A 23,965-nucleotide genomic window follows, 5' to 3' on the forward strand; every position below is an offset into this window, starting at 1 on the left:
GAAAGTAATGAAGCGGGCATTGATAATTATCGATATTCAGAACGACTTTTGCCCCGGCGGCCCAATGGCGGTTCGTGATGGCGACCAAACGGTGGCCGTGGCCAACCGTTTCGCGCGTGAGTTTCACGAGCGCGGCGAGTGCGTGGTGGCTTTGCAGGACTGGCATCCCGCCAATCACGGCAGCTTCGCCTCAATCTCCGGCGAACCGGTTTATACCTTGGGTGAATTAAACGGTTTAGCGCAGATTTGGTGGCCCGATCATGGTATTGAAAACTCTGTCGGTGCGGATTTCCACCCTGACCTCGATCGATCTTTGATCGATGCCGTGTTCCATAAGGGCGGCGATGTCGAGGTGGATAGCTACAGTGCCTTCTTTGATAATGGCCACCGCCGTAAAACTGAACTCGATAGCTGGCTGCGCGAGCGTGGTATCAGCGATTTAGTGATGTTGGGCATTGCGACCGATTACTGCGTCAAGTACAGCGTGCTGGATGCGTTAGAACTGGGCTATAACGTTGAGGTCGTCAAAGAGGGCTGCCGCGGCGTGAACCTGAATCCGGATGATAGCGACATTGCGTTCGCACAGATGGCAGCGCAAGGCGCGGTATTAATCTGAAAATGAGGGCTGGCAGCAACCAGCCCTTTTGCTTTTAGTGCAGGTTGATGCGCGTGACATCGGGCTCGATACCGAACTCTTCTTTCAGCTGTTTTTTCGACTTCATCACCATATCCCCACCTTTGCTGATGGTCATATGCTGTGGATCGTCATTGTGGCGCGCCTGCCACAACATGACCAGCTGCAGGCAATTATCCTTCTGCTCTTGCGTCAGGGCGACGCCATCCGGCCATTTACCGGTTTCAACTGCCGTAGACAATCGCTCATACACTTCCGGCGTCATTGCCGCCAGCATCGCTTCCAGTTCCTGTTTCATACTTAGCCCTCTTGCTGATTGCCCTGCTCATCAGTGAAGTTCAGCGAAGCGGAGTTCACGCAGTAACGCTCACCGCTCGGTTGTGGGCCGTCCGGGAAAACATGGCCAAGATGGGCATCACAGTTGCCACAACGAATTTCCACCCGATGCATACCGTGTGAATCATCCTCCAGATAACGGATCGCGTCGTCATTGAAGGGTTGATAGAAGCTTGGCCAGCCGCAACCTGAATCATATTTCGTTTCAGACAGAAACAGGGGTGAGTTACAGACTAAGCAGTGGTAGATACCGTCCTGTTTGTTGTGCAGCAAGGCGCCCGAGAAAGGGGGCTCCGTTCCACGATGCTGAGTGACATAGCGCTGCATTTCTGAAAGCTGTGCGATTTTTGCGTCGGGTGCGGTGTCTTTAGCCATTTTGAGTTCCGGAGTGTCATTCTGAAAAAATCGACTAGTATTCTAACAAACGTACAACATCTATCGGGTCTTATTTCGTGCTAACGCATCCGACCCTTCTGCCATAGCTCGATTTTGTGATGGTGATCACCCTTTGCAAAAGTCATCCCTTTTCAGCCCGCATTCGGCGTAACATAGGCGCGCAATAAGGGTGCTGCGTAAGCGATTGCGCAACGAATTATTCCTGGCGTTGGAATTGACCTGTCGCAACAATTGACACGATTCCGCTTGACGCCTGGTAAGGTTTTTGTAATTTTACAGCCAACCTTTTATTCACTAACAAATAGCTGGTGGAATATATGACTATCAAAGTAGGTATCAACGGTTTTGGCCGTATCGGTCGCATCGTTTTCCGTGCTGCGCAGCAGCGTTCTGACATTGAAATCGTCGCGATCAACGATCTGTTGGACGCCGATTACATGGCTTACATGCTGAAGTATGACTCTACTCACGGTCGTTTTGACGGCACTGTAGAAGTGAAAGACGGTGCACTGATTGTTAACGGTAAGAAAATCCGTGTTACCGCTGAGAAAGACCCGGCTAACCTGAAATGGGACGAAGTGGGTGTTGACGTTGTTGCTGAAGCGACCGGTATCTTCCTGACCGACGAAACTGCACGTAAACACATCACGGCTGGCGCGAAGAAAGTGGTTCTGACTGGTCCATCTAAAGACAGCACCCCAATGTTTGTTCGTGGCGCTAACTTTGACAAGTATGCTGGCCAGGACATCGTTTCTAACGCGTCTTGCACCACTAACTGCCTGGCACCACTGGCTAAAGTCATCAACGACAACTTCGGTATTGTTGAAGGCCTGATGACCACTGTGCACGCTACCACCGCAACTCAGAAAACCGTTGATGGCCCGTCTCACAAAGACTGGCGCGGCGGCCGCGGCGCAGCTCAGAACATCATCCCATCTTCTACCGGTGCAGCTAAAGCAGTTGGCGTTGTTCTGCCAGAACTGAATGGCAAACTGACTGGTATGGCGTTCCGCGTTCCTACTCCGAACGTTTCTGTTGTTGACCTGACTGTTCGCCTGGAAAAACCAGCCACTTACAAAGAAATTTGTGCAGTGATCAAAGCTGAGTCAGAAGGCAAAATGAAAGGCGTGCTGGGCTATATCGAAGACGACGTCGTTTCTACCGACTTCAACGGCGAAACCCTGACTTCAGTATTCGATGCTAAAGCAGGTATCGCTCTGAACGACAACTTCGTGAAATTGGTTTCCTGGTACGATAACGAAACCGGTTACTCACACAAAGTTCTGGACCTGATTGCACTGGTAGCTTCTAAGTAAGCTAATCTGTGAAACAGATAAGGGGTGACTTCGGTCGCCCCTTTTTTTCGACTGAATAATGAGAAGGTCTGACCATGCAAGATACGCTTTATACCCTGCCGGTAGTCAATCAAATCACCCCTTATCTGTCACAACGGCAGCAAGGTGATTTACCGATTGTGGTGATCGGCCATCCTAAAGTACGCGCCGCGATTGCGTTACAGGGCGCCCACCTTCTGTCATGGCAGCCCAGCGGACAACAGCCGGTGATATGGCTCAGTGAAAAGACATCATTTACTAGCGGTAAAGCCATTCGCGGTGGCGTGCCAATTTGCTGGCCATGGTTTGGCCCAGCGGGCGAACCAGCGCACGGTTTTGCACGCAATATGCCGTGGACGCTAACTGCTCATGATGAAAACGAAGATGCGGTATTGCTCACCTTTACACTGGAAAGCAATGCACAAACTAAAAAGCTGTGGCCGCATGATTTCACCTTACTTGCCCGTTTCCGTATCGCTGAGCATTGTGAAATCGAGCTTGAAGCCTACGGCGATTATGAATCCACGGCAGCCCTCCACAGCTATTTCCATATTGCCGATATCGCACAAGTTGAAGTCAGTGGTTTAGGCAATAGCTATATCGATAAGGTTAACGATAACGCCATTGGCGCATCGGAGGGTAAACAGACTTACCCGAACCGTGTGGATCGTATCCACACCGCTGCTGATGATTGTAGCGTCATTCATGACAGAGGCGGCAGACGCCAGATCGAAGTCTACCATCACTATCAAAGTGACGTTGTCACGTGGAACCCAGGGCCTGAATTGTCTTGCAGCATGGGCGATATGCCCAATGAAGGCTATAAGACCATGGTTTGCGTCGAAACCGCGCGTATTAATAAGCCGCTTAAGAGCGCTGGCGAATCACCTGCTCGCCTCGGCACCACGATTCGCGTCGTTAACAAATAAGATGATGCGGCGCGTTAGCGCCGCTAAACCACATCCAGTGCGGTTTTATGCTGCGGCGCAGGGAATGCGCGATCAATTATGGCGAGCTCTTCGAGAGTTAAATCGATGGTTAACGCCGCGGCATTCTGCTGTACGTGGGCTACGCTGCTGGCTTTAGGAATGGCTAAAACCCCTTTCTGTCGAATCACCCAGGCCAGCATAACTTGCGCTACGCTGATGCCCTTCTGTTGTGCAATCTGCTGCAATTGCACATCTTCAAATAATGCCTGCCGCAGTCGGCCGGCTTGCGCCAGAGGGCAATAAGCCATGACTGGCACCTCGCGTTGCTGACACAGCGGCAACAAATCATACTCAATGCCACGTGAGGCCAAATGGTAGAGCACTTGATTGGTTACACAAGCATTGCCGCCCGGTTCATTCCACAGTTCAAGCATATCGTCATGGTCAAAATTCGATACGCCCCAGTGGCGGATTTTGCCCTGCTGCTGTAAAGACTGCATCGCGCGAATGGTCTCTTCTAAAGGCACATTGCCGCGCCAGTGGAGAAGATACAGATCCAGATAATCGGTTTGCAGGCGGCGCAAACTGCGCTCACAGGCCTCAAACGCGTCAACTTCACCGGCGTTCCAGGGATAGACTTTGGACACTAGCCAGGCTTGATCGCGACGTCCACGCAGCGCTTCTCCTACAACGTCTTCCGCGCCACCTTCGGCATACATTTCGGCGGTATCAATGACTTTTAAGCCGTGGTCGAGCCCGGCCTGTAATGCCGCCACTTCCTGACCGCGCTGCGCGGCGTTTTCGCCCATATACCAGGTGCCCTGGCCGATAGCGGGTAAGGCAGATTCACCGTAAAATTTAATGGTCTTCATTACTCCTCCGGCTGCGCTAAATTGGGGCTCGCTAAACGTGCAATGTAAAAAAAACGCCTCAATACGAGGCGTTAATTTTAGTTTTTAGAAGCTATAACTTACGCCAGTCCAGAGTGTGAACTGGCCATCTTTATCGACCATTGGACTGTCTTTAATTTCGCTGTCGAAACGCGTATAGCGTCCTGACAAACTGGCGTTCCAGCTGTCGCTGATTTTATAGCTGGCATTCATCTCGACATACGGCGACCAGCTATCATCTGGGTGGTATTCAGAAATACCGGTACGCGCGCTTTCATGTGAAGAAACACCATAATAGTAGCGGTTCTGATTGGCACTGTTCCACAGCGCGCCAATACCCGGTGTCAGGCTGAACGCACCGAAATCAAAGCGATATAAATAAGTGATATCCCAGAGCATGCCATTGCTGTTATTAAGCACATCGCCAAGCAATGAGGTGCGCACAATGCCCCAGTCGGCGACATGACGATAGCTGGCACCCGCCATCAGCGTCATACGGCGCTTATCCAGCCCCTTCATATCACCCAAATCGTTATCTTTAGGATCGTACTTTTGTGGCGATCCCAGCACAGTCAGCGACAGCTGATTCTGTGGGTCTTTCCACAGGTAATAGCCACCCTGCAGGCTGCGGAACCAGAAATTTTCACCTTCGTAATTAATCACTGGGATCGGCAGGTAACGGTCTTGGCCACCACGATAAGGTGACTGTGCATAAATGACCGAAGCACCGAGAGATAAGGGTTCTGCATGAGTGCCGAACGCCGCAAAATAACAAGGAATAGCAACAGCAAGCGCTTTAAGTTTGAATTGGTTCACAATTTGTTCAGTCCATTAATATAACAATCACACGCAGAGTCTAACCAAATTTTTGCCATCGGTTAACGTTTAATGATGCTCTAGCAACCGCGCAACAGAATTATCTGAGGCGCCTGGTTGCCCTACCTGCTTAGGCTGAAAGCCTCAGTGCTTATGAGACTTTGTTATTGATATATCGCTGAATAAGGAGAAAAGTGGCAGCAGGTTTTCTGAATGCCTTCTACAGTTAAATGTAAGACGAGACTTTTTGTACGAGCAGAGTAACCAAAAGAATTGTGTATCCCGATAAAAAAACGTCAGGTTGGCATAAGGGTTGCTGTACTCATTAAAGAATATCTTCCGGGAGCAGCTAGACAATTTTATTACGCTCCTTTACCTGTGCTAAAAACGAAAGGACGGGCATCGCTATGAATATATTCGATCACTATCGTCAGCGTTATGAAGCTGCCAAGGACGAAGAGTTCACATTGCAGGAATTCCTCGCCATCTGTAAACAGGATCGCAGTGCATACGCCAACGCTGCCGAGCGACTATTAATGGCCATCGGTGAGCCGGTGATGGTTGACACTGCGCAAGAGCCACGCCTTTCCAGAATTTTCTCCAACCGCGTCATGGGACGCTACCCTGCCTTTGAAGAGTTTTACGGTATGGAGGAGGCGATTGAGCAAATCGTCTCTTACCTGAAACATGCCGCGCAGGGTTTAGAAGAGAAGAAACAAATTCTCTATTTACTGGGTCCAGTGGGCGGCGGTAAATCTTCGCTGGCTGAACGCCTGAAAGCACTGATGCAGCGCGTTCCTATTTATGTGCTGAGCGCCGACGGCGAGCGCAGCCCGGTAAACGATCATCCACTCTGCCTGTTTAACCCGCAGGAAGACGCCAATATTCTGGAAAAAGAGTATGGCGTTCCGCGGCGTTATCTCGGCACTATCATGTCGCCGTGGGCGGCAAAACGCCTGCATGAGTTTGGCGGCGATATTACCCGCTTCAAAGTCGTTAAAGTGTGGCCATCGATTCTTGAACAGGTTGCCATTGCCAAAACTGAACCAGGTGATGAGAACAACCAGGATATCTCCGCGCTGGTCGGTAAAGTGGATATCCGTAAACTGGAAAACCATGCGCAAAATGATCCTGATGCTTATGGCTACTCCGGTGCATTGTGCCGTGCTAACCAGGGTGTGATGGAGTTCGTTGAGATGTTCAAAGCACCTATTAAAGTGCTTCATCCCCTGTTGACCGCGACACAGGAAGGTAACTACAACGGTACTGAAGGCATCTCTGCCCTGCCGTTTAACGGTATCATTCTGGCGCACTCCAATGAATCAGAATGGGTCACCTTCCGGAACAACAAAAATAATGAGGCGTTCCTTGACCGTGTCTACATCGTCAAAGTGCCCTATTGCTTACGCGTTTCCGAAGAGATCAAGATTTACAACAAACTGTTGGATCACAGTGAATTGACCACCGCGCCATGTGCACCGGGTACGTTGGAAACATTGGCCAGGTTCTCCATTCTGTCACGCCTGAAAGAGCCGGAAAACTCCAGCATTTACTCGAAAATGCGCGTCTATGATGGTGAGAGCCTGAAAGATACCGATCCAAAAGCGAAATCCTGGCAGGAGTATCACGATTACGCCGGCGTTGATGAAGGCATGAACGGCCTCTCCACTCGCTTCGCCTTCAAAATTCTGTCGCGCGTGTTTAACTTTGATCATGCTGAAGTGGCGGCCAACCCGGTACATCTGTTTTACGTGCTGGAGCAGCAAATCGAACGTGAGCAGTTCCCACAGGATCAAGCCGAGAAGTATCTGGAGCATCTTAAAGGCTATCTGATTCCGAAATACGCAGAGTTCATCGGTAAAGAGATTCAAACCGCGTATCTGGAGTCATACTCTGAATACGGGCAGAACATCTTTGATCGCTACGTCACCTATGCCGATTTCTGGATTCAGGATCAGGAATATCGTGATCCCGACACCGGACAACTGTTTGACCGTGAATCGCTGAACGCCGAACTGGAAAAGATCGAGAAACCTGCCGGGATCAGTAACCCAAAAGATTTCCGCAACGAGATTGTGAACTTTGTGCTGCGTGCCCGTGCGCAAAATAGTGGTCGCAACCCGAACTGGACCAGCTACGAAAAACTGCGCACGGTCATCGAGAAGAAAATGTTCTCCAACACCGAAGAGTTGCTGCCAGTCATTTCGTTCAATACCAAAACCTCAACGGACGAGCAGAAAAAACACGACGATTTTGTCGATCGCATGATGGAAAAAGGCTATACCCGCAAGCAAGTACGCCTGCTGTGTGAGTGGTATCTGCGCGTGCGTAAGTCGTCATAATCGTTACCTGTAAGCGACGCAGCGCTTGAGTGCTGCAACAGGAGGCCGGGTGATCCCGGCCTAAGCTTACAATGCAGCTTGGGGGAGTTTTATGGCCTATTTTATCGATCGGCGTCTCAACGGTAAGAATAAAAGCGCCGTCAATCGGCAGCGCTTTCTGCGCCGTTATAAGTCGCAAATCAAGCAGTCGATCTCCGAGGCCATCAATAAGCGTTCGGTGACCGATGTCGAGAGCGGCGAATCGGTCTCGATTCCAATTGACGATATCAATGAGCCGAGTTTCCACCAGGGCCGCGGCGGCAATCGCCATCGCGTTCACCCCGGGAACGATCACTTCGTACAAAACGACCGCATTGAGCGCCCACAAGGTGGCGGTAGCGGCGGTGGCAGCGGCCAGGGGAATGCGAGCCAGGACGGTGATGGTCAGGATGAATTCGTCTTTCAGATCTCAAAAGATGAATATCTCGATCTGCTGTTCGAAGATTTGGCGTTGCCGAACCTGCGTAAGAATCAGCATCGTCAGTTAAACGAGTACAAAACCCATCGCGCTGGCTACACCTCAAACGGTACGCCGGCTAACATCAGCGTGGTGCGTTCGCTACAGAACTCGCTGGCGCGGCGTACAGCGATGACGGCGGGTAAACGCCGTATGTTAAGCGAGCTGGAAGCGACGCTGACGGAAGTAGAAAACAGTGAACCAGCTCAGTTGCTGGAAGAAGAACGCCTACGTAAAGAGATCGCTGAGTTGCGCGCGCGCATTGAGCGTGTGCCGTTTATCGATACTTTTGATCTGCGCTACAAAAACTTCGAGAAGCGGCCAGAACCGTCCAGCCAGGCCGTGATGTTCTGTTTGATGGACGTGTCAGGTTCGATGGATCAAGCCACTAAAGATATGGCGAAGCGCTTCTATATCCTGCTGTATCTGTTCCTGAGCCGCACCTATAAGAACGTTGATGTGGTTTACATTCGCCATCACACCCAGGCGAAAGAAGTGGATGAACAGGAGTTCTTCTACTCGCAGGAAACGGGTGGCACTATTGTATCCAGTGCCCTCAAGCTGATGGATGAAGTGGTAAAAGAGCGATATGACCCGGCGCAGTGGAACATTTATGCGGCGCAAGCCTCAGACGGTGACAACTGGGCCGATGATTCCCCACTCTGTCACGAGATTTTAGCCAAGCATATTCTGCCGGTTGTGCGTTATTACAGCTACATTGAAATTACGCGCCGCGCCCATCAGACCTTGTGGCGCGAGTATGAACACCTGCAGGCGATGTTTGATAACTTTGCAATCCAGCATATTCGTGAGCCAGAAGATATCTATCCGGTATTTAGAGAGCTTTTCCACAAACAGGCGGCTGAAGCCTGAATGTATAAGCCGGTCACTGACCGGCTTTTTCTTACCAGCAGCAAACCTCAATCCTTGCCAATTCCTGTTGAATTTTCATACAAATGTAGCCTTATATGGGATACGGCCCCACAGAATGAAAAAATGTGCAATTAAGCGCTGACAAGCTATTGATAAGGCATTATCTTTTCACCTTGTCTGTGTGAATCCCCCGCAGTTTGTCTTTTTTGTTCCCGCCGCAGGAGAATGCCGTTGAATGCCAGCATGATTTACAGTTTGTTCATTATTGGGTCCGTGCTGGTAGCAGCAAGTATTTTGCTCAGTTCCTTTTCATCCCGCCTTGGCATTCCTATTCTGGTGATCTTCCTTGCTCTCGGCATGTTGGCCGGCATTGACGGCATTGGTGGCATCGCGTTCGATAACTATCCGGTTGCCTATCTGGTCTCTAACCTCGCGTTAGCCATTATCCTGCTGGATGGCGGCATGCGGACTAAAGCGTCCTCACTGAAAGTGGCGCTCGGTCCAGCGCTATCGCTGGCGACAGTCGGCGTAATGATCACCGCCGGATTAACCGGCGTCGCTGCAGCCTGGTTATTCAAACTCGACCTGATGCAGGGCTTTCTGATTGGCGCGATTATCGGTTCCACCGATGCCGCGGCGGTGTTTTCACTGCTGGGCGATAAAGGCCTGAATGAACGTGTTAGCTCAACGCTGGAGATCGAATCCGGCAGTAACGATCCCATGGCGGTGTTTCTTACCATCACGCTGATCGACATGATTCAGCAAGGCCAGTCTGGATTAAGCTGGATGTTCGTGGTTCATCTGGTTCAGCAGTTTGGTCTGGGCATTGTGTTAGGCCTCGGCGGCGGCTGGGCGCTACAGCAGCTGATTAACCGCATTAACCTTGCGCAGGGTTTGTATCCGCTGCTGGCAGTAAGCGGCGGCATCATCGTATTTGCCCTCACCACAGTAATGGAAGGCAGCGGCATCCTGGCGGTCTATCTCTGCGGTTTCCTGTTGGGTAATAGCCCCATTCGTAACCGCCACGGCATCCTGCAAACCTTTGACGGCATGGCCTGGCTGAGCCAAATCGGCATGTTCATCGTGTTGGGGTTGCTGGTAACGCCGTCCGATCTCTGGCACATCGCGGTGCCAGCGATGATTCTGTCACTATGGTTGATTTTGGTGGCTCGCCCGCTTTCCATCCTCGTTGGCCTGTTACCTTTTAAAGGCTTCACCGGGCGCGAACGCATCTTTATTAGTTGGGTCGGCCTGCGTGGCGCGGTGCCGATCATCCTCGCCGTTTTCCCGATGATGGCTGGGCTGGAAAACGCCAAGCTCTACTTTAATATCGCGTTCTTTGTGGTATTAGTCTCGCTGATGCTGCAGGGCACCTCGCTCGGTTATGCCGCCAAACGCGCCAAAGTGGTGGTGCCGCCGACCGCCTCGCCAATCAGTCGCGTTGGGCTGGATATCCATCCGGAAAATCCGTGGGAGCAGTTCATCTATCAACTGAGCGCTGATAAGTGGTGCGTCGGCGCCGCGCTGCGCGATTTACAGATGCCGCGTGAAACCCGCATCGCCGCGCTGTTCCGCGATAACGCGTTGATGCATCCGAACGGCAATACGCGTCTTAAAGAAGGCGATGTACTGTGCGTCATCGGGCGCGAGCGCGATTTGCCGGCGTTAGGCAAGATGTTCAGCCAGTCGCCTCCGGTATCGCTTGATCAGCGCTTCTTCGGCGACTTTATTCTTGATGCCGAGGCGCGCCTGCGCGATGTCGCCCAAATTTACGGGCTGGAACTGGATGAGCAGACCAACGATCAGCAATCGCTGGGTCAGCTGGTGATGAGCCTGTTAGGCAGCACGCCGGTGGTCGGCGATCAGGTGGAATGGAATCAACTCACCTGGACAGTAGCCGAAAAAGAGGACAATCAAATCGTGAAAATTGGCGTGCGCGTGAGTGAAGACAAGGAATAATCCGAGTCTTTACCGCTCGTAAAAGGCGTGTGAACGACTATGCTCACTACTCAGCCCAGCAAATACGGGAGAATGTTATGGGACACGTGGTGAAGATTGGTCGTTATGAAATTGTTGATGCAGAGTTCAATACTGACAATGTCGATACTGTGAGTATTCCCTGCCACACCAATCCCGGCCTGAGTGACCAACTCGACGGCTGGGATGTGGAAACCAGTGTACCGGCGTGGATTGATGGCGAGGCGGTCGATCTGCAAATCGGACATTATGATAAACAGCAGGACCTGTGGGTCCTAAAAAAACCTGCCTGATCGTTTCTCACCGCCATTGAGCCAATGGCGGTCATTCCGAAAAGTTGTCTTAAAATGAAGCGCCATATTGCAGTTTATTTTACTTTTAACCTTATATTTCAAACGATTATCCAATTATTTCTTTAGTCATTTATTTCCTTTTCAGACTATTTCCATATTAACTCTGTCAAATAACTCCTGCATACTCTTAAACGTTGCTGCAGCTTTTCGTGACGTGCATCACGTCTCAAACGGCCCTTTCCTTGCAGCGCTTATGGCAGCACTGACTTATATCTCGCTGAAAATATTATTTTTTCTGCTTTTCAGCGGACCACTCCTGAGCGCGTACTTGATTCTGGTCAGGCCATCTTTTACTTAAGAAAAGAGAGCAGGTTTTATGGCAAGTACTTTGATAATGAATAGCGCAACCCGCTCGTGGAGCGGACTGCGCAAAAATCTCATCGCAAAAGTCGCACTTAGCTTATCGGATTTAATTGCGTTAAATCTGGCATTGTTTTTATCTGCCGCTACCGTTCAAGGTATTTGGGGCGAACTGGATACCTTTATTCCGCCACAGCAGATTGAATACCGGTTTATTGCCCAATTAGGCCTTTCGGTGCTTTGTACCGCCTGGTTCTGGGTACGCATGCGTCACTACACTTACCGCAAGCCGTTTTGGTTTGAATTGAAAGAAGTCATCAAGACGCTGTTCGTCTTCTCTCTGCTCGATCTGGCGCTGATTGCCTTCTCGAAATGGGACTTCTCGCGCATGGTTTGGGTATTTAGCTGGACCTACGCCCTGCTGCTGCTGCCGCTGATGCGCGCGGTAGTGAAACGCGCAATCAACCGCGCGGGCCAATGGCAGAAGGAAACCATCATCATTGGTTCCGGCAAAAATGCGATGGAAGCTTATGCGGCGCTGCAAAGTGAAGAGATCCTGGGTTATAACGTGCAGGCCTTTATCTCGCTGGATGATGACCAACAGCATGAAAAAGTGAACGGCGTGCCGGTAATTACCTGGAAAGATATTAACTGGCAGACCATGGACCGTGACAACACGCAATTTATCGTCGCCACCGAGTTTGAGCAGCAAGTGGTGCGCGATAAATGGCTGAAGTTTCTGTCCAAAATGAAGTGCCGTTCGATTTCCGTGATCCCTACGCTGCGTGGTGTGCCGCTGTATGGCACCGACATGTCATTTATCTTCAGTCATGAAGTGATGATCTTGCGCGTGAGCAATAACCTGGCGAAACGCTCTTCCCGCTTCCTGAAACGTACTTTCGACATCGTGGTGGCCTCGCTACTGCTGCTGTTCCTTGGACCGGTGTTTGGTCTGCTGTGTGCGATGGTGAAACGCGATGGTGGCAATGCGATTTATGGCCATGAACGCGTGGGACAAGATGGCGTGAAGTTCAAGTGCCTGAAGTTCCGTTCAATGGTCACTAACTCGCAGGAAGTGCTGCAAAACCTGCTGGCGACCAGCGAGGAGGCACGTGCCGAGTGGGATCGTGATTTCAAACTGAAAAACGACCCGCGCGTCACCAAAATTGGTAACTTCCTGCGTAAAACCAGCCTTGATGAGTTGCCACAGCTGTGGAACGTGATTCGCGGCGAAATGAGCCTGGTGGGTCCACGTCCGGTGATTGAAGCGGAACTGGAGCGCTATGCCGGCGATGTTGATTACTACCTGATGGCCAAGCCGGGCATGACCGGTCTGTGGCAGGTTAGTGGCCGTAACGACATCGACTACGATACGCGCGTTTACTTCGACTCCTGGTACGTGAAGAACTGGGCGCTGTGGACGGACATCGCCATTCTGTTTAAAACCGCAGGTGTCGTGGTACGTCGCGACGGCGCTTACTAATACCCTCGACGCGGTGCCTGTGCACGTTGGCAGGCATCGCATTTTTTTATCCCTTTCTTTTTCCCCGCAGAGTCATTACCCTTCCCGCTTGTTTAACAGGTCGTTCGGTTCGTAATGCAAAAATTCACCTTAATTCTGCTAAGCCTGGTGCTGCTGGCGCCGCTTGGTATTGATCTTTACCTCCCTACTCTGCCGCAAATCGCCGATGGACTGAACAGCCCGGTGAGTCTTATCCAGATCACCATTCCGCTGTTTTTGTTAGTGATGGGCATTGGTCAGCTGGTCACCGGACCGTTGGTGGATAACTTTGGCCGTAAACCGATCGCGCTGATCGGCCTGGGGCTTTATATCATCGGCAGCGCGATTGCTGCCACTGCGACGCTTTGGCCGGTGTTCTTCCTCGCACGGATCATTCAGGGCTGTGCCGTATGCTGCACCGCGGTGGTGGCATTCAGCGGCGTGCGCGATCGCCTCAGTGGCGAAGATGCCGCGCGCGCCTATGGCTTTCTCAACGGCGCACTGAATATCGTGCCAGCGCTGGCACCGCTACTGGGCGGGATTCTGGCTGAAGCCTACGGCTGGCGTATGCCGTTCTGGTTCCTGTGCGGTTATGCGCTGGTTATCGGTTTGATCGTACTGCTGTGGCTGCCGGAAACGCGTCCTGCGGACACGCTGCGCGTCAAAGGTCTACCGCTAGCGCAGTATGCTGCGATCGCGCGTGAACCGCGCTTCCTCGCCTTCGCTTTTGCCAATGCGGGCGCGCTGGGCATGGTGCTGACGTATGTTTCGCTAGCGCCGCACGTGCTGATGACCGAAGGTGGCCTCACGCCGCTGCAGTTCTCCTTCGCATTTGGTGCCAACGGCTTCTGGATCATGCTGGTGAGCGCCTTCGTGAATAAAACGATTCGCAAAGCGGGACGTCCGTTCTGCCTGGCGATGGGTTTTGCCACGATGCTGATTGGCGCGATTCTGCTGATGATGGGCACCACGCTGCTACCCGCGGCATGGCAAAATCATTGGGCGCTATACATGATTCCGGTAGCGGTTTCGGTAGCAGGATTGGCGTTCACGGTGGGGCCGGCCACCAGCTACGCGCTGGAGCCCTATCAGCAGCAAGCGGGTGTTGCCGCGGCCCTCCAAGGTTTTATTCAGATGGCGTGTGGCGCAGGTGGCAGCATGGCAATCGTGGCACTGCCCGTTGCAGAGAAATCATCGCTGGCGTTAATGATGTTGACAGGTGCAGCGCTGGCTCTGATCGCCTGGCGCTGCAGCAAGAAGATGCACGGCAGCGTGACCGCGCTTAAATAACCTCAACCGGAACGCGTGGCGCAAGCGCACACATCAGCTCGTAGCCCACCGTTCCGGCAGCTTTTGCCACTTCATCAATCTTCACCTGATTCCCCCATAGCTCAACCTTCGAACCAATTCCGGCCTGCGGGCAGGGTTCCAGATCGATCATCATCATATCCATGGATATCGCGCCCAGCGTTTGTGTGCGCACGCCATCAACGCTGACCGGCGTTCCGGTGGGTGCATGACGTGGATAGCCGTCGGCGTAACCACAGGCAACGATACCAATACGCTGCGCTGCACCAGCATGATAGCGATAGCCGTAACCGACACCATCACCGGCATTCAATTGCTGTACACCAATGATCTCGCTGTGGAGTGTCATCACCGGCTGCAATCCGGTGCTGGCGATATCCTGCCAGTCACCGCTCGGCGATGCGCCATACAGGATGATGCCAGGACGCACCCAGTCAAAATGCGCTTGCGGATGCCACAGCGTGGCAGCAGAATTCGACAAGGAGCGTGGACAACCGAGTCCTTCCGCTGCCTGCTCAACGCGCTTCATCGGCTCAATGATGCCTTGCGGATTTTCGGCATCGGCAAAGTGCGCCATCAGCGTCATTTCACCGACGTTAGGCAATGCACGCAGTTTTTGCCACGCCGCCTGCGCCAGTTCAGGCCGAAAACCTAACCGATTCATGCCGCTGTTGATTTTCAGGTAGACATCGATCGGTGCCGACAGATGTGCCTTGGCGAGCGCCTGAATCTGCCAGTTACTGTGTACGCTGGTGGTGAGACGATAGCGATCGATCAGCACCAAATCGTCGGCATGGAAGAAGCCTTCCAGCAGCAAGATCGGTTTTTTCCATCCCTGCTCACGCAGCAAAATCGCCTCTTCCATATTCAGCAGCGCAAAACCATCAGTTTCGGCGAGGCTTTGCCACACGCGGGCCACGCCGTGGCCATACGCATTGGCTTTCACCACTGACCAGACGTGCGAGTGAGGAGCCGCCTGACGCACAGTGGCCAGATTATGGCGCAGTGCCTGGCGACTGATGGTGGCACCGGTTGGACGTGACATGCTTGTACTCTCCCTGAGGTTTCAACGCGCCGCGTTGGCGTTACGCAGTGGCGACGCATGTGGCTCAAAACCCGGCAGGTAGCGCAGCACTGACAAATCATCTGCGGCAATCGCCGGTTTCTGACCGGAAATTAAATCGGCCAACAGCTGACCGGAACCACAAGCCATCGTCCATCCCAGCGTACCGTGACCGGTATTGAGATAGAGATTTGAGAGCGGCGTGCGCCCCACAATCGGCGTACCGTCTGGCGTCATCGGACGCAAGCCGGTCCAGAACGTGGCCTGTTCGACATATCCGCCTTCAGGATAAAGATCGCGGACGACCATCTCCAGCGTTTCGCGTCGTGCCGGCAACAGTTTGGTGTTAAAACCAACAATTTCTGCCATGCCGCCCACGCGGATGCGATCGTCAAAGCGCGTCACCGCCACTTTGTAGGTTTCATCAAGAATGGTGGAAACCGGTGCAGCATCAGCATTTTTAATCGGAATGGTTAACGAATAGCCTTTCAGCGGGTACACCGGGATCGCCAGGATATCTTTCAGTAACGCCGTGGAATAGGAACCAAACGCCACTACGTAAGCATCGGCTTTAATCACTTCCTCGCCACACTTCACGCCGTAAATGCGGTTGCCCTCGCGCAGCAGTTGGTCGACCGATGTGTTGTAGCGGAAAGTGACGCCCGCCGCCGCTGCCATCTCTGCCAGTCGTTGGGTGAACAGCTGGCAATCGCCGGTTTCATCGTTGGGCAAGCGTAAACCGCCGGTAAGCTTGTGGGCGGTCGCCGCTAATGCTGGTTCGACATTTTTCAGTTGATGTGCCTCGAGTAACTCATAAGGCACGCCAGCATCACGCAGCACCGCAATATCTTTGCTGGCACTGGCAAACTGCTGCTGAGTACGAAAAAGTTGCAGCGTTCCGCCCTGGCGACCTTCGTAAGCAATACCGGTGCTGGCACGCAGCGTTTTCAGGCAGTCGCGGCTGTACTCCGCAATGCGTACCATGCGGCTTTTATTCTCTTGATAGTGCTGCATGTCGCAGTTACGCAACATATTCCACATCCATTCCAGCTGGAACTTGCTGCCGTCCAAACGTACCGCCAGCGGCGCGTGACGCTGAAACATCCATTTGACAGCTTTGAGCGGAACGCCCGGCGCCGCCCAGGGCGCAGCGTAGCCCGGCGAGATCTGTCCGGCATTACCGGCGCTGGTTTCCAGCGCCGCTGCGGGTTGACGATCGATGACCGTCACCTCGTGCCCAGCCTGTGCCAGATACCATGCGCTTGCTACCCCAACCACACCACTACCAAGAATTACTACGCGCATAAGCCCCTCGTCGCAGCAAAAGAATAATTAACTATTAACCAAGCCCAGGGCAGAATAATTTCACCGCCCATCAAATCTTACATTTGACCGCCATATTTCACATGTTTTTCACCTAACTGCACACTGAAATCATGCATCACATCAAAAATCAGGATTTTTTATGCCTTTAATCGCTTAATCAGCCATTTATTATGCGTCAGGTAGGGGTTTTACCTTTTTTCAGGAGAAAGCGCCGCAGTCATACAATGCACTTATAAACAGAATATTATCCTGACAATTGAAATAAAACCAACACTTACCATAAGCATCCGCTTAACTGACGCTTTTTGAATGATTTTCTGCCAAAAGAATTCAATTGAGATTCAGTTTCGGATAGGCGACAGTGGACTATCATTGAAGTGTTCGCTCAGTTTTATTGGGCCATCTTTACTCAGGATGAGGCCTTAAACGATCGTGACAGGTGATCCCTGCCGCTTGCAAAACAGAGGTGCGCTATGACGACAATCTTTGACGAGCCAACCCGCAACAGTAAACGACTCAGTGATGGCCCAGACTGGACCTTCGAACTGCTGGATGATTATCTGGCGGAAATTGACCGCGTAGCGAAAAGCTACGGACTGGAAACCTATCCGCACCAAATCGAAGTGATCACCTCCGAACAGATGATGGATGCGTACTCCAGCGTGGGTATGCCGATCAACTATGCACACTGGTCGTTTGGCAAGAAATTCATCGAAACCGAACAACGCTATAAGCACGGTCAGCAAGGCCTGGCTTATGAGATCGTCATTAATTCCAATCCGTGTATCGCCTATTTGATGGAAGAGAACACCATGACCATGCAGGCGCTGGTGATGGCGCACGCCTGTTATGGCCACAACTCTTTCTTTAAAAATAACTATCTGTTTCGCAGTTGGACCGATGCCAGTTCGATTGTTGATTACCTGTTATTCGCCAGAAATTACATCACCGATTGCGAAGAGCGCTATGGTGTCGAGGAAGTTGAGCGCCTGCTCGATTCCTGCCACGCGTTGATGAATTACGGCGTTGATCGCTATAAACGTCCGCAAAAAATTTCGCTGCAGGAAGAGAAGGCCCGTCAGCAGAGCCGCGAAGAGTATCTGCAGAGTCAGGTAAATACACTTTGGCGCACGCTACCGCGTAAAGAGAAGGAATCGGTGCACATCCAGGCATCGCGCTATCCCTCTGAGCCACAGGAGAACCTGCTCTATTTCATGGAGAAAAATGCGCCGCTGCTGGAGTCGTGGCAACGTGAAGTGCTGCGTATTGTGCGTAAGGTCAGCCAGTATTTTTATCCGCAAAAACAGACGCAGGTGATGAACGAAGGCTGGGCGACATTCTGGCACTACACCATCCTTAATCATCTGTATGACGAGGGCAAAGTGTCGGAACGCTTTATGATGGAGTTCCTGCATAGCCACACTAACGTGGTGTATCAGCCGCCCTATAACAGTCAGTGGTATAACGGCATCAACCCGTATGCGCTGGGCTTTGCGATGTTCCAGGACATCAAGCGCATCTGTCAAACACCTACCGAAGAAGACCGCTACTGGTTCCCTGACATTGCCGGTTCCGACTGGCTGAAAACCATGCATTTTGCCATGCGTGAATTCAAGGACGAAAGCTTCATCAGCCAGTTCCTGTCGCCAAAAGTGATGCGTGATTTCCGGTTATTTACGGTGATGGACGATGACCGCAACAATTTCCTCGAAATTGCGGCCATTCATGACGAAGCGGGTTATCGCGCCATTCGGCAGCAGCTGTCGGCACAATATAATCTGAGCAATCTGGAACCTAACATTCAGGTTTATAATGTCGACTTACGTGGCGATCGCTCATTGACGCTGCGTTATGTGCCGCAACAGCGGGCGCCGCTCGATAAGAGCCGCAAAGAGGTCCTGAAGCATGTGCATCGTTTGTGGGGCTTTGACGTGATTCTGGAACAGCAGAATGAAGACGGCAGTGTAGAGTTGCTGGATCGATCGCCCACGCGCGGTCCAACGCTATAAAACAAAAAACCGGACTGTTAACGTCCGGTTTTCCTTTTATTGCTGGTTATCGCTTGCTGGCCAAATCATCCGGCATGCTTTTCTGCATCTTGTGCCAAATCTCACCGCTGCGTCGACCGTATTCACGTACGCTATCGACAATCTGCTCCTGCGAAGGATTTGCCACGCACAGATCGGCCAGTTGGCGATAGAAGTTACGCGCCAGTTCACGGGCTTCCAGACTGGAGAAGTAGTGACGACCCACACGGGTATACAACCCTTTCAGGCCATTCAAAATCAAACCATAAATCGGGTTACCGGAAGCAAACGCCAAACCGCGAAACACACGATAATCGAGCTCGGTGTAAGCCTCTGCTTTATCCTCCTCACTCAGCGCATTTTCCAACACTTCACGCGCTTTTTCTGGATGATGGCGCAGTGCACGGCTGATAAAAATGGAAGAGATGTTGGTACGCACCGATAGCAAATTATCAATCAGTTGCGGCACGCTATCGTGGTCGAGTCGGGCCAGCGTTTCGAGGATGTTTAAACCAGAGGTTTCCCAGAAATCATTTACGCGTGTCGGCTTGCCATGTTGGATGGTCAACCAGCCATCACGTGCCAGGCGCTGCAACACTTCACGCAGCGTGGTGCGAGTCACGCCAATCAGTTCAGAAAGCTCACGTTCGGCAGGTAGAATGGATCCCGGCGGAAAACGACTGTTCCAGATGCTTTCAATAATATACTCTTCAGCAAATCCCGCAGGGCTCTGCGCCTTAATCACCATAGCATTTATTTCTCGTTGCTTTCTTTATCGTAATGCGACTCATCATACCAGAGCGGCTATAGCGGAAATAGCCTGCCAAACGATTAAAAGCGCGCGCTGGCGCAAAATTCAGCTGTGTTTTCAGACACGCTAGTGCGACAAAGCATACGTTTGCGCTGCGCTTGTTGCCGACAGATTTTCTCTCGCCTTTTGAGTCCACTCTTTTTTCACTTCAACCAGACTTAAGTCATTTTTGTACATGATTTTTTCCCGCTGCCTGGCTGGCACGGGTGCGCTTTTGGTTTACACTGCGAAACATTAACGGTTACAGGAAAAGCAATATGTTGCGATATTTGAATCAATGCTCGCGTGGACGAGGTGCCTGGCTTTTGCTGGCCCTAACGGCTCTGGCTTTTGAATTGACGGCTTTGTATTTTCAACACGTGATGGGATTGCAACCCTGCGTGATGTGTATTTATGAGCGTTGCGCACTGTTTGGTGTGATGGGTGCAGGCATCGTGGGTGCCATCGCGCCAAAAACGCCGCTGCGCTGGGCGGCGATCCTGATCTGGATTTATAGCGCCATTGAAGGGGTTCGCCTCTCCTACGACCACACCATGATTCAGCTGCACCCCAATCCATTTGTCACCTGCGATTTTGCGGCGCGTTTCCCCACCTGGCTGCCGCTGGATAAATGGCTGCCCTCGGTGTTTGTCGCCAGCGGCGACTGCGCCGAACGTGGCTGGACTTTCCTGACCTGGAGCATGCCGCAGTGGATGATCGTGATTTTCGCGGCGTATCTGTTGGTCGCGCTGCTGGTGTTCATTGCCCAACCGTTTAAACCTAAACGCCGCGATCTGTTCGGACGATAAGCACAAACAAAACAGGCAGCCGTAGCTGCCTGTTTTATGTTTAACCGTTACGGTCTGGTCGATCAATTATATGCTCTTCCCAATCGCGCACTTCACTCTCACGCACCGCAATAAAACGCACGGAAATGCGCTGGGCATGCATCGCTTTTTTAGAGCCGGCGATCAGCGGATGCCAGGCCGGCAAGGCTTTCCCTTCCCCTAATACGCGATACGCACAGGTACGCGGCAGCCATTCAAAACTGGTGAGATTTTCGCGCGTCAGCTTGATGCAGTTCTCTTCTAACTCAAAACGACGCTCGTAGCTGCGACATTGGCAGGTTTTGATGTTCAGCTGATTACAGGCGACGTTGGTGAAGTAGATCTCATCGGTGTCCGCATCCTGCAACTTATTCAGGCAACATTGGCCGCAGCCGTCGCACAGGGATTCCCACTCTGCGTCGTTCATTTGGTCAAGGCGTTTAGTCTGCCAGAAAGGTTGTTCAGTCATGATGGCGGTCCGGGTTGATAATAAGACCGCACCTTATAAAGCTTCAGGTGCGGTGATGCAAGTTTTACAGTACGCGCGTGGAAATACCGTGACCGGCAAGTGATACTTCCAGTTTATCGCCAGAGCGCATCGGGCCAACGCCTTCAGGCGTTCCGGTCAGGATCACGTCACCTGCACGCAGCGTGAAATACTGGCTCATGTAGGCAATCAGCGGCAAAATTTTGTGGATCATATCGGCAGTCGTACCGTGCTGACGCACCTCGCCATTCACGATCAGCTTCAGCTCGGTATTCTGTGGATCGCCGCCGAATTCTGCCGCCGGAATAAATCCTGACAGCGGGCATGAATTATCAAAGCCTTTCGATTTTTCCCACGGTTGACCCGCTTTCTTCAAACCCGCCTGCACATCGCGTAGAGTCAAATCCAGCGCAACGCCGTAACCGGCAATTGCTTTAGCGACATGTTCTTCGCTCGCCTGCTTCAGCGTCGAGCCAATCAGCACCGCCAGCTCCACTTCATGATGCACTTCACCAAAGGTTGCCGGAATCGACAGCGGCTGGCGCAGATCGCAGACCGCGGTTTCCGGTTTGATAAACACCACAGGCTCGGTTGGCGTGGCACTTCCCATTTCCTTTATGTGTTTAGCATAGTTGCTGCCGACGCAAACCACTTTGCTGACCGGATAATCCAACAGAGCGCCCTGCCAGTTACGATGCTGATACATGCTATTCCCCTGCTTGAGTTGTGTTTGCCGCCAGTGCGACTGGCGAGTAAGTCGAATTCAGTGCCGGAACGCGGCAGGCTGAGAGGGAATATATTAGCGGGTTTGCGGCGGCAGGCGTGGTGGAAATTGTCAAAAGTCGTTAATCGTATACAACAAAATCTGCAAACGCCTGGATAATTGCCCGCAATAAAGGGTTAACGCGGGCAGTTAATTAACGCAAATAGCACTGATTATTTCTACAGGATATATTTTACAGATGAATCTGAATTAATCTTTTTTACCCTGATCGAGATGAATGTTGAGCAGACTTTCAACCGGTGGTGGAATTTGTAAATAATAGCCGTGTTCGCTTAAACCTTGCTTAACTTTATTGATATCCGCGTTAGCCAGCTTGTCACGCTTATCCAGCGACAGCACCATGGCCAGCTGGGGTTTGCCGAAGCCACGCAGCAGTTCTTCTGGTACGCGGGAGAAATCGTCTTTTTTTTCAACATACAGATAAGTCTGTTCACGTTGCGGGCTTCTGTAGATCACACAAAACATATTTTTTACTCGAATTAACCGATGGCGTCACTTGCCTGAATATAGCAGTAACTATAACATGCTTGCAGAACTTCGAATATTGACCGTTTGATGTTATTGCCGATTTTATCGACGTACATTTAAAGGTCGTAAAACAGGACTGAGTCAGCAAAGATGTCGCAAACGCCAATCGAATTCAAGGGAAGCAGTTTTACCCTGTCAGTCGTTCATCTGCATCATTCGCAACCCGAGGTGATTCGTCAGGCGCTCCAGGAAAAAATCGATCAGGCACCGGCCTTTTTACTGAATGCGCCCGTGGTGCTCAATGTATCAGCGTTGACAGGCGACATTAACTGGAAGCAGATGCAACAAGCGGTGATGGCGACGGGTTTACGTATCGTTGGCGTCAGCGGTTGCAAAGATGAAGCCCTGAAAAAAATGATTGCCCGCGCAGGTTTGCCGGTACTCTCTGAAGGTAAAGAGAGTCGCAAACAGGCGAGTGCTCCGGTTGTCGAAGCCGCCCCCGTGCTTCCCGCGGTAACGGCAGAAGCCGTCAGTAAAACGCGCATCATTAATACGCCAGTGCGTTCGGGCCAACAGATTTATGCGCGTAATGCCGATCTCATCGTCACCAACAGCGTCAGCGCCGGTGCCGAGCTGGTAGCCGACGGGAATATCCATATCTATGGCATGATGCGTGGCCGTGCGTTGGCCGGCGTGGGTGGCCAAAGCGATAGCCAGATTTTTTGTACCAACCTCGCCGCAGAGTTGGTCTCAATTGCCGGGGAATATTGGATGATCGATCAGATCCCGGCGGAATTCTTTGGTAAAGCGGCACGCCTAAGCCTGATAGAGGGCGCGCTTACCATTCAGACACTTAATTAAGCCCCTTTTCTTTCGTTAAGGAAATCAACATTTATGGCACGCATTATTGTAGTTACATCGGGTAAAGGGGGCGTTGGCAAGACCACGTCAAGCGCGGCCATCGCCACCGGGTTAGCGCAGAAAGGCAAAAAAACGGTCGTCATCGATTTCGATATCGGCCTGCGTAACCTGGATTTAATCATGGGCTGTGAACGCCGCGTGGTGTACGACTTTGTTAACGTTATTCAGGGTGATGCCACACTGAACCAGGCACTGATCCGTGACAAGCGTACTGAGCAACTCTACATTTTGCCGGCTTCGCAAACGCGCGATAAAGATGCGCTGACCCGTGAAGGCGTTGAGAAAGTGCTGAATGATTTGGCGGCGATGGAGTTCGACTTCATTGTGTGTGACTCACCGGCGGGCATTGAAACCGGTGCGCTGATGGCGTTGTATTTCGCCGATGAAGCCATCATCACCACCAACCCGGAAGTCTCTTCAGTTCGTGACTCGGACCGTATTCTTGGCATCATCTCGTCTAAATCACGTCGTGCCGAGAACAGCCAGGATCCGGTGAAAGAGCATCTGCTGCTGACCCGTTACAATCCAGGCCGCGTCACCCGCGGTGATATGTTGAGCATGGAAGATGTGCTGGAAATTCTGCGCATTCCACTGGTTGGTGTGATTCCGGAAGATCAATCTGTGCTGCGTGCTTCTAACCAGGGTGAGCCGGTGATCCTCGACGCAAACGCTGACGCCGGTAAAGCCTATGCTGATACCGTAGATCGCCTGCTTGGCGAAGAACGCCCCTTCCGCTTTATTGAAGAAGAGAAGAAGGGTTTCCTTAAACGCCTGTTCGGGGGATAAC

23 protein-coding genes are annotated in these 23,965 nt (G+C 51.9%); 13 read left to right on the top strand and 10 right to left on the bottom strand.

All coding sequences use genetic code 11. The features are described 5' to 3' along the window. Window positions 1-7: 7 nt before the first annotated feature. The gene (pncA, locus tag WH298_RS00415) at window positions 8-616 is read left to right on the top strand and encodes a bifunctional nicotinamidase/pyrazinamidase (RefSeq protein ID WP_180821915.1); all 609 of its coding nucleotides are present in this window, start codon (window positions 8-10) and stop codon (window positions 614-616) included. Window positions 617-650: 34 nt separating this feature from the next. Here the strand turns inward: pncA and WH298_RS00420 are convergent, their stop codons facing one another. After that, window positions 651-932, bottom strand: coding sequence for a YeaC family protein (locus WH298_RS00420; protein ID WP_007889700.1), 282 nt, complete (start codon window positions 930-932; stop codon window positions 651-653). Between the two features lie 2 nt (window positions 933-934). Further along, complete coding sequence (msrB, locus tag WH298_RS00425; RefSeq protein ID WP_007889699.1) at window positions 935-1,345, bottom strand: peptide-methionine (R)-S-oxide reductase MsrB; 411 nt, start codon at window positions 1,343-1,345, stop codon at window positions 935-937. A gap of 338 nt (window positions 1,346-1,683) precedes the next feature. Here msrB and gapA point away from each other — a divergent pair, with 338 nt between their 5' ends. Continuing rightward, entirely contained in the window at window positions 1,684-2,682 is a 999-nt protein-coding gene (gene gapA, locus WH298_RS00430; RefSeq protein ID WP_007889697.1) for a glyceraldehyde-3-phosphate dehydrogenase, read from the top strand. A 74-nt stretch (window positions 2,683-2,756) separates the two neighbouring features. Then, the gene (locus WH298_RS00435; RefSeq protein ID WP_180821916.1) at window positions 2,757-3,629 is read left to right on the top strand and encodes a D-hexose-6-phosphate mutarotase; all 873 of its coding nucleotides are present in this window, start codon (window positions 2,757-2,759) and stop codon (window positions 3,627-3,629) included. A gap of 23 nt (window positions 3,630-3,652) precedes the next feature. Here the strand turns inward: WH298_RS00435 and WH298_RS00440 are convergent, their stop codons facing one another. Together WH298_RS00440 and WH298_RS00445 are read right to left on the bottom strand one after the other, a co-directional pair. Further along, window positions 3,653-4,501, bottom strand: a complete 849-nt coding sequence (locus tag WH298_RS00440) for an aldo/keto reductase (RefSeq protein ID WP_180821917.1) — start codon at window positions 4,499-4,501, stop codon at window positions 3,653-3,655. 84 nt (window positions 4,502-4,585) lie between these two features. Next, a complete protein-coding gene (locus tag WH298_RS00445) occupies window positions 4,586-5,335 on the bottom strand; it encodes a MipA/OmpV family protein (RefSeq protein WP_007889686.1) in 750 nt (249 codons plus the stop codon). 407 nt (window positions 5,336-5,742) lie between these two features. Between WH298_RS00445 and yeaG the strand changes: the two genes are divergently transcribed. The 6 genes from yeaG (at window position 5,743) to WH298_RS00475 (ending at window position 14,467) form a co-directional block, all read left to right on the top strand. Next, complete coding sequence (gene yeaG, locus WH298_RS00450; protein WP_007889683.1) at window positions 5,743-7,677, top strand: protein kinase YeaG; 1,935 nt, start codon at window positions 5,743-5,745, stop codon at window positions 7,675-7,677. A 91-nt stretch (window positions 7,678-7,768) separates the two neighbouring features. Next, a complete protein-coding gene (locus tag WH298_RS00455) occupies window positions 7,769-9,046 on the top strand; it encodes a YeaH/YhbH family protein (RefSeq protein WP_180821918.1) in 1,278 nt (425 codons plus the stop codon). A gap of 231 nt (window positions 9,047-9,277) precedes the next feature. Continuing rightward, the gene (locus WH298_RS00460) at window positions 9,278-11,005 is read left to right on the top strand and encodes a potassium/proton antiporter (protein WP_007889680.1); all 1,728 of its coding nucleotides are present in this window, start codon (window positions 9,278-9,280) and stop codon (window positions 11,003-11,005) included. Between the two features lie 77 nt (window positions 11,006-11,082). Continuing rightward, complete coding sequence (locus WH298_RS00465) at window positions 11,083-11,316, top strand: DUF1480 family protein (RefSeq protein WP_007889678.1); 234 nt, start codon at window positions 11,083-11,085, stop codon at window positions 11,314-11,316. Window positions 11,317-11,692: 376 nt separating this feature from the next. Further along, window positions 11,693-13,159, top strand: a complete 1,467-nt coding sequence (gene wbaP, locus WH298_RS00470; protein ID WP_049852172.1) for an undecaprenyl-phosphate galactose phosphotransferase WbaP — start codon at window positions 11,693-11,695, stop codon at window positions 13,157-13,159. A gap of 114 nt (window positions 13,160-13,273) precedes the next feature. After that, window positions 13,274-14,467, top strand: coding sequence for a multidrug effflux MFS transporter (locus tag WH298_RS00475; RefSeq protein WP_007889674.1), 1,194 nt, complete (start codon window positions 13,274-13,276; stop codon window positions 14,465-14,467). On the opposite strand, the gene dadX is transcribed toward WH298_RS00475, so the two are convergent. Continuing rightward, the gene (gene dadX, locus WH298_RS00480) at window positions 14,460-15,530 is read right to left on the bottom strand and encodes a catabolic alanine racemase DadX (protein WP_180821919.1); all 1,071 of its coding nucleotides are present in this window, start codon (window positions 15,528-15,530) and stop codon (window positions 14,460-14,462) included. The two genes, WH298_RS00475 and dadX, sit on opposite strands and share 8 nt — an antisense overlap. Window positions 15,531-15,551: 21 nt before the next feature. After that, window positions 15,552-16,853 (bottom strand): D-amino acid dehydrogenase, encoded by a 1,302-nt coding sequence (locus WH298_RS00485; protein WP_007889671.1) that lies wholly within the window; start codon window positions 16,851-16,853, stop codon window positions 15,552-15,554. A 494-nt stretch (window positions 16,854-17,347) separates the two neighbouring features. On the opposite strand from WH298_RS00485, the gene WH298_RS00490 reads away from it, so the two are divergent. Then, on the top strand, window positions 17,348-18,883 hold the full coding sequence (locus WH298_RS00490; protein ID WP_007889670.1) for a SpoVR family protein: 1,536 nt from the start codon (window positions 17,348-17,350) through the stop codon (window positions 18,881-18,883). 46 nt (window positions 18,884-18,929) lie between these two features. Here the strand turns inward: WH298_RS00490 and fadR are convergent, their stop codons facing one another. Continuing rightward, entirely contained in the window at window positions 18,930-19,649 is a 720-nt protein-coding gene (gene fadR / locus WH298_RS00495) for a fatty acid metabolism transcriptional regulator FadR (protein ID WP_007889669.1), read from the bottom strand. 320 nt (window positions 19,650-19,969) lie between these two features. Between fadR and dsbB the strand changes: the two genes are divergently transcribed. After that, on the top strand, window positions 19,970-20,500 hold the full coding sequence (dsbB, locus tag WH298_RS00500; protein WP_180821920.1) for a disulfide bond formation protein DsbB: 531 nt from the start codon (window positions 19,970-19,972) through the stop codon (window positions 20,498-20,500). A gap of 40 nt (window positions 20,501-20,540) precedes the next feature. Here dsbB and WH298_RS00505 read toward each other — a convergent pair whose 3' ends face one another. The 3 genes from WH298_RS00505 to WH298_RS00515 form a co-directional block, all read right to left on the bottom strand. Beyond that, window positions 20,541-20,987: a YcgN family cysteine cluster protein gene (locus tag WH298_RS00505; RefSeq protein WP_049852170.1), complete on the bottom strand. Its 447-nt coding sequence runs from the start codon at window positions 20,985-20,987 to the stop codon at window positions 20,541-20,543. Window positions 20,988-21,051: 64 nt separating this feature from the next. Continuing rightward, window positions 21,052-21,711: a fumarylacetoacetate hydrolase family protein gene (locus WH298_RS00510; RefSeq protein WP_007889666.1), complete on the bottom strand. Its 660-nt coding sequence runs from the start codon at window positions 21,709-21,711 to the stop codon at window positions 21,052-21,054. Between the two features lie 267 nt (window positions 21,712-21,978). After that, entirely contained in the window at window positions 21,979-22,254 is a 276-nt protein-coding gene (locus WH298_RS00515; protein ID WP_007889664.1) for a YcgL domain-containing protein, read from the bottom strand. A gap of 153 nt (window positions 22,255-22,407) precedes the next feature. Between WH298_RS00515 and minC the strand changes: the two genes are divergently transcribed. After that, entirely contained in the window at window positions 22,408-23,118 is a 711-nt protein-coding gene (minC, locus tag WH298_RS00520; RefSeq protein ID WP_007889663.1) for a septum site-determining protein MinC, read from the top strand. Window positions 23,119-23,151: 33 nt separating this feature from the next. Then, the gene (gene minD, locus WH298_RS00525) at window positions 23,152-23,964 is read left to right on the top strand and encodes a septum site-determining protein MinD (protein ID WP_007889662.1); all 813 of its coding nucleotides are present in this window, start codon (window positions 23,152-23,154) and stop codon (window positions 23,962-23,964) included. The last annotated feature ends 1 nt before the right edge of the window (window position 23,965 follow it).

This window comes from Pantoea nemavictus, from assembly GCF_037479095.1.
Lineage (GTDB): Bacteria > Pseudomonadota > Gammaproteobacteria > Enterobacterales > Enterobacteriaceae > Pantoea > Pantoea nemavictus.